The sequence below is a fragment of the Paenibacillus polysaccharolyticus genome, assembly GCF_023714295.1.
GTDB classification, from domain to species: Bacteria; Bacillota; Bacilli; order Paenibacillales; family Paenibacillaceae; genus Paenibacillus; species Paenibacillus polysaccharolyticus_A.
Genome location: NZ_JAMAUN010000001.1, coordinates 1,517,850 through 1,530,346 on the forward strand (window position 1 = coordinate 1,517,850; position 12,497 = coordinate 1,530,346).

At 44.9% G+C, this 12,497-nt stretch carries 10 protein-coding genes and 1 pseudogene; 8 read left to right on the forward strand and 3 right to left on the reverse strand.

Features of this window, described 5'->3' with window-relative positions; all coding sequences use genetic code 11:
- The first annotated feature begins 107 nt into the window (after positions 1–107).
- The 5 genes and pseudogenes from M3629_RS07105 to M3629_RS07130 all read left to right on the forward strand — a co-directional run bounded on the left by M3629_RS07105 (position 108) and on the right by M3629_RS07130 (position 5,559).
- Positions 108–1,787 (forward strand): ABC transporter substrate-binding protein, encoded by a 1,680-nt coding sequence (locus M3629_RS07105; protein ID WP_251503500.1) that lies wholly within the window; start codon positions 108–110, stop codon positions 1,785–1,787.
- Positions 1,788–1,919: 132 nt separating this feature from the next.
- Complete coding sequence (locus M3629_RS07110; protein ID WP_090915925.1) at positions 1,920–2,891, forward strand: ABC transporter permease; 972 nt, start codon at positions 1,920–1,922, stop codon at positions 2,889–2,891.
- Positions 2,892–2,906: 15 nt separating this feature from the next.
- Complete coding sequence (locus tag M3629_RS07115) at positions 2,907–3,827, forward strand: carbohydrate ABC transporter permease (protein ID WP_251503503.1); 921 nt, start codon at positions 2,907–2,909, stop codon at positions 3,825–3,827.
- Between the two features lie 91 nt (positions 3,828–3,918).
- A pseudogene (locus M3629_RS28815) lies at positions 3,919–4,257 on the forward strand (hypothetical protein); the annotation flags it as partial.
- Positions 4,249–5,559 carry a carbohydrate-binding protein gene (locus tag M3629_RS07130; RefSeq protein WP_435368198.1) on the forward strand — a complete coding sequence of 437 codons (1,311 nt, stop codon included), beginning with the start codon at positions 4,249–4,251 and terminating at the stop codon, positions 5,557–5,559. The pseudogene M3629_RS28815 and the gene M3629_RS07130, both read left to right, overlap by 9 nt.
- 70 nt (positions 5,560–5,629) lie before the next feature.
- Here the strand turns inward: M3629_RS07130 and M3629_RS07135 are convergent, their stop codons facing one another.
- From M3629_RS07135 to M3629_RS07145, 3 genes are read right to left on the reverse strand one after another with little or no spacing between them, the layout of a single operon-like run.
- Complete coding sequence (locus tag M3629_RS07135; protein ID WP_251503506.1) at positions 5,630–5,905, reverse strand: barstar family protein; 276 nt, start codon at positions 5,903–5,905, stop codon at positions 5,630–5,632.
- 11 nt (positions 5,906–5,916) lie between these two features.
- The gene (locus M3629_RS07140; protein WP_251503509.1) at positions 5,917–6,357 is read right to left on the reverse strand and encodes a ribonuclease domain-containing protein; all 441 of its coding nucleotides are present in this window, start codon (positions 6,355–6,357) and stop codon (positions 5,917–5,919) included.
- A gap of 32 nt (positions 6,358–6,389) precedes the next feature.
- Entirely contained in the window at positions 6,390–7,271 is an 882-nt protein-coding gene (locus M3629_RS07145) for an AraC family transcriptional regulator (RefSeq protein ID WP_251503511.1), read from the reverse strand.
- A 207-nt stretch (positions 7,272–7,478) separates the two neighbouring features.
- Here M3629_RS07145 and M3629_RS07150 point away from each other — a divergent pair, with 207 nt between their 5' ends.
- The 3 genes from M3629_RS07150 (at position 7,479) to M3629_RS07160 (ending at position 12,468) form a co-directional block, all read left to right on the forward strand.
- Positions 7,479–9,008, forward strand: a complete 1,530-nt coding sequence (locus M3629_RS07150; RefSeq protein ID WP_251503514.1) for a glycoside hydrolase family 43 protein — start codon at positions 7,479–7,481, stop codon at positions 9,006–9,008.
- A gap of 92 nt (positions 9,009–9,100) precedes the next feature.
- Positions 9,101–10,636: a glycoside hydrolase family 43 protein gene (locus M3629_RS07155; protein WP_251503516.1), complete on the forward strand. Its 1,536-nt coding sequence runs from the start codon at positions 9,101–9,103 to the stop codon at positions 10,634–10,636.
- 140 nt (positions 10,637–10,776) lie between these two features.
- Positions 10,777–12,468 (forward strand): extracellular solute-binding protein, encoded by a 1,692-nt coding sequence (locus M3629_RS07160; protein WP_251503519.1) that lies wholly within the window; start codon positions 10,777–10,779, stop codon positions 12,466–12,468.
- Positions 12,469–12,497: the final 29 nt, after the last annotated feature.

The window sequence follows — 12,497 nt, forward strand, 5'->3', positions numbered from 1 at the left end:
CTTTTTAAAGAACAATGTACAGTTTCGTGGGTAACTATGAAAGCGTTATCTTGATATATTGGAAATGCTTACATACATCGTTTAACTTAAAAGGGGGAACTAAACACATGTTAAAACCGCTTTTGAAAACGACAGGATTAGCCGTATTGCTGGCCTCCCTGTTGGCTGGGTGCTCATCAGGCAGCCCCTCTCCAGGGGATTCGCCTACAGCTAAAGAAGATGATAATAGCCCGGTTACATTTTCGTATTACATGTTTTCTTCGGGTAAGAAAGATACTTTGGCAAGTGAAACAACGATTGGTAAAGAACTGCAGAAGCAGACCGGCGTAGATTTTAAATTGGAATATCTGGTTGGTGACAGTGCAACGAAGGCTGGCGTTATGATTGCGTCTGGAGATTATCCTGATGTCATCGCCTCCAGTGGAGAGATGTCCAAATTGCTGGATGCTGGAGCTTACATTCCGTTAGATGATCTGATCGAAAAATACGGTCCGAATATTAAGAAAGTGTACGGCCCGTACTTCGATAAAATGAGGAACCCGGAAGACGGTAAAATCTATGCGTTACCATATACGGCTAACCAAGGAGAGTATTCAGGCAGCCCTAACATTGGCGGGGGAGCTTTCTGGATTCAACGTTCTGTATTGAAGGAATTTAATTATCCTAAAATTTCGACGCTGGATGAATATTTTGATCTGATCGAGGACTATAAGGAGAAACACCCTAAAGTGGATGGAGCCGAAACGATCGGGTTTGTATCCCTTGCTGGCGTAGCCAATAACTTCTTCACGCTGCAAAATCCAGCGATGCACCTTGCAGGATATCCAAACGATGGCGGCGTTATGGTAGATATGCAAACCCATGTCGCAAGAACTGTTTCAGGTACAGAAGAACAAAAACGTTGGATCAAAAAGCTGAATGAAATTAACGCAAAAGGCTTGCTTGATCCGGAATCATTCACCATGAACAAAGACCAGTACTTGGCGAAACTGACCTCAGGACGGGTTCTCGGTTATTTTAACTATGCTTGGCAGATTGGAGATGCAACCAAAAACTTGCTCGCAGCAGGGATTGATGAGAAGCGCTATGCACCTCTTCCCATTGTCTTCGACAAAAGCGTCAAAGATCAATACATCGATCCTCCAGGCTTCGTAAACAACTATGCAACCGGTATCACTGTGAATGCGAAAGACCCGGTACGTATTATTAAGTATTTTGATAATTTGCTCAAAGAAGAGAATCAGATCCTGATCCAGTGGGGGATCAAGGATCAGACATATAGTGTAGATGAAAACGGACGTTTTTATTATGCCAACGATGAACAACGGAAAATTCACGACGATGTCGAGCTTGGCCGTAAATTCGGATTTACCTATTTCAGTAATGACTGGCCACGTTATGGCGGAGAATCCACTCTGTCCAATGGGAACGCATTTAATCCAGGCAATCAACCTGAAGTTGTCGCAGCAACGTACACGGAAGGAGACAAAAAATTACTAGATGCCTATGGTGTTAAGACATTCAGTGAGCTATTCAATAAACCAGAGGATCGTCCTTGGTTCCCAGCGTGGTCGATTGCACTTGAACAAGGTTCGCCTGAACAAATTTTCACTACCAAATCGGATGATATTCAGCGTAAATATTTGCCTGAGATGATTCTGAGCGCACCATCCAACTTCGACAATCTGTGGAATGCTTATATGGCTGAATTTAGCAAGTTAGATAAAGCAGGCTACGAGAAAAAGATGACTGAAGTTATTCAAAATCGTGTCGCGGGTAAATGGTAATTTAGCCAATACCTTATAAAAATAAACTGTTACGTGCGCTGGAGAGAAAGGGAGAACGCTTCCTGGTGTATATCTCCGTATTTTTACTCTCTCCGCGCATGAATAACAGATAGGGAAAGGAGTAACTGCATCGTGGAGGAACCCAATGTAACTCTTCAACCGATTCCACCTACTTCGCATCGAAAAGGGAACCGCGAAACCAGCTTTTACAAACGATTGCTACAGCAGCGTACCCTGGCTTTTATGTGTATTCCCTTTGTGATTTGGGCATTTGTATTCAAATATTTGCCGCTATGGGGCTGGACGATGGCTTTCCAGAACTTCAAACCGGCAAGAGCCTTCGCGGATCAGCAGTGGGTGGGGATGAAACATTTCCAAACACTGTTTGAAGATAATACGTTCTATCGAGTGCTTCGAAATACGCTGGTGATGAGTTCTATTAAATTGGTGCTTGGGTTTGTTACAGCGATTACCTTGGCACTTCTTTTGAATGAATTGAAAAATATCATTTTCAAACGTTTTGTGCAAACCGTTAGTTACTTGCCTCACTTCATTTCCTGGGTTGTTGCTTCAAGTATCGTACTCACCGTATTGTCACCTGATGGGATCATTAACTTGATTCTTATGAAACTTCATCTAATTGACAGTCCGGTGTTATGGATGGGAAAAGGGGAGTATTTCTGGGGTATACTGGGGGCCACGGAGGTATGGAAAGACGTCGGATGGAATACGATCATCTATCTGGCGGCGATTACAGCCATCGATCCTGCTCAGTACGAAGCGGCAGAGATTGACGGAGCCAGTCGTTTTAAACGGATGTTGTATATCACATTGCCAGGTTTAAAACCGGTTATCGTCATTTTGCTCATTATGAATATGGGGAGCATTCTGGAATCCGGATTCGAACCTCAATATTTGCTGGGCAACGGAATGAACATGGACTATTCAGAAAACCTGGATATCTTTGTCTTGAAGTATGGTTTGGGAATGGGGAACTTCTCCTTGGGTACAGCAGCAGGGATTTTCAAAACTGTGGTCAGCTTCATCTTCCTCTTCACCGCCAATTATATCGCTAAAAAAATGGGAGAAAGCAGACTATTCTAAGAGGAGGCCTGAGCCATGCCAAAAGCAAAATCATCCCGCTTGCGGAACAGCAGCGCCGGGGATCGGGCGTTTGATGCGATTAATATCACATTTATGATCTGTCTGATGATTGTTACGATCTATCCGTTTATCAATATGATAGCTGTATCTCTCAATGATGCGAATGATGCCATACGTGGAGGGATCTATCTGTGGCCACGGGAGTGGACATTAGATAACTACAAATATATCTTCGGAGAATCCGACATTTACCATGCTACGCTGATCTCGGCACTTCGCACAATCATCGGAACAATTGTCTCCGTTTTCTGTACCGCGATGCTTGCCTATACACTTAGTCGGCAGGAATTCGTACTTCGTAAGTTTGTGACGATGTTTTTTGTCTTCACGATGTACTTCAGCGGAGGACTCATTCCAGGGTACCTGTTGATTCGTGATCTCGGGCTGATTGGATCTTTCTGGGTTTACATCATTCCGGGTGTCATCGGCGTGTTCAATATGATCGTTATTCGTTCTTTCATTGAAGGATTACCTGAGGGGATTCTGGAGTCGGCTCGTATTGACGGAGCGGGAGAATTTACAACGTTTATTCGAGTGGTACTGCCATTAACGATTCCAGCGATGGCAACCGTTTCTCTTTTCGTAGCCGTGGGTCAATGGAATTCCTGGTTTGATGTCTTTCTCTATAACTCATCTAACAAGGAGTTAAGCACGCTTCAATATGAATTGATGAAGATTTTGCAGACGTCAACAACAGCGGCAACATCATCGGCCAGTGATGTGTATCAGTCTGCTGAGAACAGTGGAATTGCCGTGACACCCACTTCTATTCGGGCAACGATGACTATTATTGCAAGTGTTCCAATTCTGATGGTATATCCTTTCCTGCAGAAATACTTCGTCCAAGGTATGACCATTGGAGGCGTGAAGGGATAAAGTTGGGTTAGGGTAAGATTGTTGTGTTCGAATCTGAATGGTCGGGAGATGAGACTTCGTGAATGCTTTGATCAAAAAATCACTCTGTACAATGCTTGCAGCTATGACAGCACTGCCCCTGTTTTACGTACCGGTTTCTTCCAAGGTATCTGCTGCAAACGATGCTGTAATTAATGTAACTTCATCCAAACAAGTGATTCGTGGTTTTGGTGGCATGACGCATTCCGGCTGGATTGGTGATCTCACTGCGTCTGAGCGGGAGACGGCCTTTGGCAATGGTCCTAACCAGCTTGGATTTTCTGTACTACGAATTCCGATTGATGAGAATAAGAACAACTGGCAACGGGAAGTGGATACGGCCAAAAAGGCGATTGAACATGGTGCGATCGTATTTGCATCTCCTTGGAATCCACCAACAGATATGACTGAGTTGGTCACCATCGGCACTACTTCGGGCGGTGGTTCAACGTATGAAGCTGAATCCTTGACAACGTTGACTGGTGCAGTAGCGGGGAGTTCCTTTACAGGTCATACAGGATCAGGTTATGTTTCTTTCCAAAACGCGAGTGGCTCGGCTATTCAGTGGAATACGATTCTGATTGGTAGCACTGGCACGAAAAACATTAAAATTCGATATTCACTTCCATCAGGAACGAGTAACTTGGATGTCTACGTGAACGGCACATTAGCCCTTAGTAATGTACCCTTTGAAGCTACAGGCAGTGGAAACACGTGGAAGGACAAGTCCATTCAGGTGCCAATGGTGAATGGTACAAGCACGTTGAAGCTGGTTACTACGGGAACGGGTGGGCCGAACATTGATAACATCAACGTAACTGCATATACGCAGATTACACAGGCCAAACGACTCAAGTACGACAAGTACGAGGCTTACGCTCAGTATTTGAATGAATTCGATACATTTATGAAAAATAACGGCGTTAACCTGTACGCGATTTCCGTACAAAACGAGCCTGACTACGCACATGACTGGACATGGTGGTCTCCGGAGGAAATGCTTCGTTTCATGAAAGAAAACGCGGGTTCCATCAACAATCGGGTCATTGCCCCGGAATCCTTCTCTTATGTGAAGACGATGTCGGACCCTATTTTGAATGATCCGCAAGCCCTTGCGAATATGGATATTTTGGGTGCACATACGTATGGTACGCAATATAGCGACTTTCCATATCCGCTATTTGAACAAAAGGCAGCAGGAAAAGAGCTTTGGATGACAGAGGTGTACTATCCGAACAGTGAGACCGATTCTGCAGATCGCTGGCCTGAAGCTTTGGGAGTAGCGGAGCATATGTACAATGCGATGGTCGAAGGTAATTTTCAGACGTATGTATGGTGGTATATCCGCAGACATTATGGACCAATCAAAGAGGATGGAACGATAAGTAAACGTGGCTACAGTATGGCGCATTACTCCAAATTCGTACGTCCGGGTGATGTCAGAGTAGATGCTACCAAAAATCCCGCAAACGGCGTGTATGTGTCGGCATACAAGGGAGCGAATAACAAAATCGTTATCGTTGCTATTAACAAAAATACTTCAGGCGTGAATCAGCGATTTACTGTACAGAATGGAACAGCCTCTACTGTATCCTCTTGGGTAACGGACAGCACACGTAATCTGGCGGCTGGCTCTGCGTTACAGATATCCGGCAACGGATTCTCGGCAGACCTCCCAGCCCAAAGTGTAACAACATTTGTTGTGCAACCGTAAGGGCAGATGCGAATGAAGAGAACAGGGCAAGAAGGTAAAAGAACAGGCTGCCTAAGGGCAGCCTGTTCTACTATGACCATAACTCTAATGTGAATTCGTCAACCTCTTGTTCTGCTTCGCGCATTAAATCAACCACCTGATCTGCATAATCACCGAGCTTTTCTCTGCTTATATCAAAATGACACCAGCGGATCGTCAGCGGCATGTTGACTTCACCTGTCAGGGCATCCCATAATGCATCCAGATTGTGACCATAGTGCTCATTCAATTGTAGTTTATCCTGCAACCACTGATGGAGTGATTCCCGATTAAGAAGGTAACGACCGTCGATCTGAATGATATTCATGTGTTCCTCCGTTATTTGATCTGTTGAAAGGTCTTATAATGATCGATGGTTTGATAGATTAGACCGTCACTTGAATATAGAATCCGGTCGCTTCCGCGTTTTCCACCAGTATAATGGATATCCGCCTCATACCAGATCCGACCTTTTTTATTGGGAAGCAACCCTTCACGATTTCGGAATACGTCACCGCCAATGCTCTTCCCTGGAGCCACCTGATCCAGATTGCCTTCACTGGGCTCCCATCCTAGCTTACGAGCCTCTTTTTTCGTAATGTAATTCGTCGGAAGTTCATGATGATCTTTGATATAATCGGCGACCTCCTGAAATCCCATCTCTTTGGCTGGTTGACCAGTGTAAGAACCGGTATTGGTAATGGTCTGAGAGGTACAGCCTACAACCAGCAATACGGAAAGCAAAACGAACAGAGGATACAACCATTTTCTTAAAAGCATGTTTTGATCTCCTTTTAATGATGAAAGTGCTCTTAATGGTAATCGGTTTGGGGCAACAAATCAATTCTAACCTCGGCTTGCCGATGTTTCATATATTTTCCCGGTGAAATACCAACGATTTTGGTAAAGCTTCGAATAAAGTTGGCATAGTCACTAAAGCCGGACTGGAAGCAGACATCAGTGATGCTCTTGCCATCGGTCAGAAGTAATTTGGCTAGTTCGATGCGCCGGCCTAGAATATATGAACGAAGCGTAAGTCCGGTATGTTTTTTAAACTGGCGGCTGACAGAGGTGCTGTTCATATAGAACTCCTCGGCCAGTTTGCCAAGTGTAATATTTTGAGTAATATGATTATCGATATATTCCATCGTTCTGCGTACCAAATCAGGCATAATGTCTTGAGGTACAAAGGAATTATGCTGAAACCACTGGTTGATCAGAACAAGTAGTTGTGCCATAGCAGCATTGGTCTGCACGTCTGCACCATACCTGTTAGAATCAGCGGATTCTTCAATTTGACGGGTCCAATACAGAAGTTGATTTAACTGGTTCTCATTCAAATGAATGATGTTGCCACTTCCGTCAGGGCGATGATCGAAACAAGATAATAAATTCGTCAAAACTGTGGATAGCTGACACACATAGGTTTTCTTGAGGTTAATCGTGATTCGCTCATATTCAGTCTCGTCCACAATAAGTGTCCGATGCATCTCCTCAGGAGAAATGACAAGCAAGTCGCCACGCTGCATGGGATAACAACGATGATCGACATAGAAGTGTACATTTCCTTGCAGGAATAGGTAGATTTCATACGCATTGTGGCGGTGATAACTGGAATCGTACCTGTAGCTTGTGAGGGGGTGACGGTACAAAAGCTCTGGCTGGATTGCATCATAAAAATAATCAGAAGACATATCGTTGAAAGTACCTCCTGTCATTTCACGCAATAAAACATGCAAAATACGCAATGAAATTGGGCTTAGTTTCACTTAAAATGTAATCATCCTATCATGAAAACGTTTGATTTGCAAACGCTTTCTATTTGTTATGCCCTAATATTTAGATGTCTGACTAGATTTGAGATAGTGGTAAGATCCATTCTATTCACAGGGGGAAATGAAATGAATAAAGAAACGATGGCAGAAGCTGGCCAGCAAAAGGTTGAGGCGGGCTTAACGGGTCAATTGCAGCATACACAAAAGGAGATTGGGAAGCTTCGTCCCAACGCTAATCCTCTAATGGCACACAAATTCGGAGCTGATCCATATGCACTCGTGTTTAATAACCGGGTCTACCTCTATATGACCAGTGATAAACTGGAGTATGATGCGAATGGGATTCCTCAGAAAAACAGTTATCAGTCGATTAATAAAATTACAGTTATCTCCTCGGATGATTTGATCAATTGGACAGATCATGGGGAGATCAAGGTAGCAGGTCCAGAAGGGGCGGCTACATGGGCTTCTCAATCATGGGCTCCGGCAGCTGCACATCGCAATTTGAATGGTGAAGATCGTTTTTATTTATATTTTGCCAATAATGCCAGCAGTATTGGTGTCTTGAGCGCACCAACACCTACAGGGCCTTGGACAGATCCAATCGGAAAAGCGTTGGTGACAAGAGAAACGCCGGGTGTTGAAGACGTAACCTGGTTATTTGATCCTGCTGTGCTTGTGGATGATGACCATCAAGCTTATCTTTATTTTGGTGGAGGCGTGCCTGAGGGGAAACCAGAGCGCCCGGATACGGCGCGAGTGATGAGACTTGGAAAGGATATGGTAAGTGTTGAGGGCAAAGCCAAGATTATTCCTGCTCCGTTTATGTTTGAAAATTCGGGGATACATAAATATGATAACATCTATTATTACACCTACTGCTCTAACTTTTTCCAAGTAGAACGCGACGAGGATAGCCCGCCTCCAGGAGAAATTGCGTACATGACAAGTACGCAGCCGATGGGACCATGGACGTATCAAGGAACAATCCTTAAAAACCCGGGTCACTTTTTCGGAATTGGAGGTAACAATCATCATGCCATCTTCCCGCTGGGGAACCAGTGGTATATTGCTTATCATGCTCAGACTTTGTGCCAGGCGATGGATATTCCGGAAGGATATCGTTCGACACATCTGAACAAGGTGCAATATGAAGAGGGTAGTGGAAGAATCAAAGCAATTCAAGCGGACTACGAAGGTGTAGAGCAGCTAAAATCATTCAATCCGTATCAAAAAGTCAACGGGTCAACGATCGCCTGGAATGCGGGAGTGATCACCCGTCAAATAAGTGACTCGGGTTCGGAGCAAGCGGAACAAGGCGAGTCTCCAAAACCAGATGAAGTTGCCAGTGTGATGCATGAAGGAAGCTGGATTGCGATCTCGCGTGTGGATTTTGGTCAAAAAGGGGCGGCAAGCTTCACTGCAACCGTATGCAGTCAAGGTGGATCATGTACTCTTGAACTTCGACTAGGGCGAGAAGACGGTGATTTAATTGGAAAGGTGCATATTCCTGCATCAGCGGAGGTTCAAGAATGGATGGAGGCATCGACTTCAATAACTGGCGCTAAGCATGAACACGACCTGTATCTTGTACTGAAACCTTCAGAACAAAATCAGTGCCTCCTTTTAAATCATTGGATGTTTGAAGAAGCCTAGCATCATAAAAGCATTTATCCCGTTGCTTGGAGAGCTGGAGCCATACTAGTTCGTTCTGATGCAGAACTCCAAAAGAAGAGGTGTTTTAAACGATGCATTCAAATCCGATTATATGGGCCGATTATCCCGATGTGGACGTCATTCGGGTTGAAGATACGTATTATATGGTTAGTACGACTATGCATATGATTCCTGGATGTGTTATCCTGCGCTCATATGACCTGATTCAATGGGAAACCGCTGCGTATATATATGACAGACTGGATAATACACCAGCCCAGCGGCTGGAGAACGGGCAGCAGATCTACGGAAAAGGCATGTGGGCGGCTTCACTCCGTTATCATCAAGGCAAGTTCTACGTCATTTTTGTAGCCAATGATACTCGTAAAACGTATCTGTATACTTCTGAAACGATAACCGGACCTTGGAATAAACAGATTGTAGAAGGATTCTACCATGACTGCTCGTTATTTTTTGATGATGATGAACGGGTGTATCTGGTACATGGTAATCGAGAGATTCACTTAACTGAATTAAAAACCGATCTCTCCGGCCCCAAGCCGGAAGGGAGGCATCGCATCCTAGTGACAGACCTTCAGCCGCACTACTTGGGGTATGAAGGTGCACATTTTTACAAAATTGAAGGTATCTATTATGTCTTCCTGATTCATATGACGAAGGAAGCAGGGCGACGAACGCAAGCTTGTTACAGGGCGGATACGCTGGATGGTACATTTGTTGGCGGAGAAGTGTTCAATGATGATATGGGATACTTTAATTCAGGGGTTGCTCAAGGCGGAATCGTGGATACACCGGATGGTGACTGGTACGCTGTGCTTTTTCAAGACCATGGGGCCGTAGGGCGAATTCCGGTTCTGGTCCCGATGCGTTTCGAGGAAGGCATACCTGTATTTGCAAAAGAGGCTCCGAAACAAATCAATCTGGCCAGCACAAGGCCGGGCTACCGTTACCAACCGCTGGTTGCAAGCGATCGTTTCGAATATACGCTGGATGGTCAGGGTAATGTGCGACTTCGGGATGTTTGGCAGTGGAATCATACACCGCATGATGATCTGTGGTCTGTTACGGAAGTACCGGGAGTGTACCGAATTCGAACGGGTCAACTTAGCCCTAACCTGACGTTTGCAGTGAATACACTCACTCAGCGGGCCATGGGGCCGGCTTGTGTAGCGTCAGTAACATTGGATGGCAGTGGCCTGAACGATGGTGATTATGCAGGTTTATGTTTTTTGATTGGCACGTATGGTTTGATTGCAATGACAAAAAATGAAGGCAAGTACTATCTCGTTATGCAGGCCAGAGTAAGTCAGGATAACAGCATATTTGGCAGTATGATTGACCAGGAGCCTGCCACGGAGTACGCCCGTATACCTGTAACAGGACCTGTAGTGAAGCTGCAAGCCTCAGCCAATTTTGTAGATAATCAAGATGAATGCCGCTTCGCCTATCTGGATGGGGCAGATTGGAAGAGCCTCGGGATTCCGCACAAAATGGTCTACAAGCTGGATCACTTCATGGGCTGTAGAATTGGATTGTTTCTGTTCTCCACACAAGAAATAGGGGGCATGGCCGACTTTTCGAATTTTGAATATCATATCGTTTTTTAAATCCATGCTCAGAGTTGTAAATAAAAGTCGCCAAATGGCGGCTTTTTCGTACTCAGGACAGATCAAATGTTGTACAATGATAACAATTATGGAAAAAAGAAATAGATATGTTCATTCAATCAAAATGGGGGCATGTCACCATGCATAAGCGATGGATGTACAAAACAAGATGGACGATTATTATCTTTCTAACCGTATGTATACCTGCTGGACATACGCAGGGAGACTCCGGTCACATCAACAACTTATCTAAGGATCAGCGGGTCTCATCTTCGGCGGCCTATTCTCCGCCCATTCAAGTTTCTTTTGTCAGAGAAACGGGAGAAGACTTGCAGCGCATGATTGAGCAACTGCCCGGCGAGACACTGGTCGATAACCGCTGGACTCGTTTGTACGAACAGGAGCTTGGTATTCAGATTCGGTATGACTGGATTGCAACGGGCGATGTTTATAATCAAAAGTTAGGGGTTTCCCTTGCTGCCGGCCGTTTCCCGGATGTCGTCAGAGTCAACCCATATCAGTTAAGGCAGCTGAGCAATGCCAATCTAATTGAAGATTTGACGGAAGTATATCGTGATTTCGCCACGCCACTAACCAAAAATATTTTGGAGGCCGAAGGGAAAGGGGCGTTTGATGCAGCTACCATTAACGGCAAGCTAATGGCTATTCCCGAATCTTCTTCTTCCATTGAAACGGCACAGTATTTGTGGATCAGAACAGATTGGCTGGATAAATTGGGTCTACAGGCACCTGAAACGATAGAAGACGTGCTGAAAATTTCGGAAGCGTTTACATCACGTGATCCGGATGGTAATGGAGAACAGGACACCTACGGACTTGCGCTAACGAGTTATCTATGGGACCCGGTTATGGGTGTTTCGGGATTTATGGCCGGGTATGGTGCGTTTCCGAATATCTGGATTAAAGATCCTGAGGGCGGTCTGACCTATGGAGGCATACAGCCTGAGGTACGTAAAGCGTTGGAAGTATTACAGACGATGTATCTTGAGGGTCAACTAGACCCGGACTTTGCGTACAAAAATGGAAGCAAGGAGTACCGCCTCGTTCATGAGGGGAAAATTGGCATGCTTTATGGTGAGCAGTGGACTCCTTTTGTTGTCCAATCTACCCGTGAAGAAGATCCGGAAGCAGAATGGCAAGCATATCCTCTAGTGGCCGAGGCAGGTCGAAAGAATGTCGTGCCGCTTCGTTCCAATACAGGGAATTACTTTGCTGTCAGAAAAGGGTTTGCTCATCCTGAAGTCGTCGTAAAATTAATGAATTTGCATCTGGACAAAAACTGGGGACAGAATGCGGAATATGAAACGTACTATAATGACGACTCACGGGCTGTGTGGATGTTGTCACCGGTAACTCCTTTTCCGGGAACCAAAAATTTAGATGCATATCGTGATATTCGGGATGCACGTAAGACAGGAGACTTCTCTGTACTCGAGAACGAAGCGCTTGCGATCCACAAACGAATTGATGCTTATGAATTAGAAGGCTTGAAGAGTGGATGGGGATGGAAGCAAACCTATGGGCCAACAGGTGCGTTTAGCATCGCAGATGACTACGATATGAATGGACTGCTTCTTTATGATCAATTCACAGGTGGAATTACGGAAACGATGGTAGATCGGCAGATTATCCTTCGCGATCTGCAGCTCGAAGTATTTATGAATATTATTTATGGATCACCTATTGAAGAGTTCGATCGATTTGTAGAAGACTGGCTTGAACTGGGCGGAAAAGAGATTACATCAGAAGTGAACGCATGGTATAGAATCGATGCCACCAGGGATCATCAGGCGTTCGCTTTATCCTATTGAGGCAGGTGTCTTTGATCTGAAATCAGGAG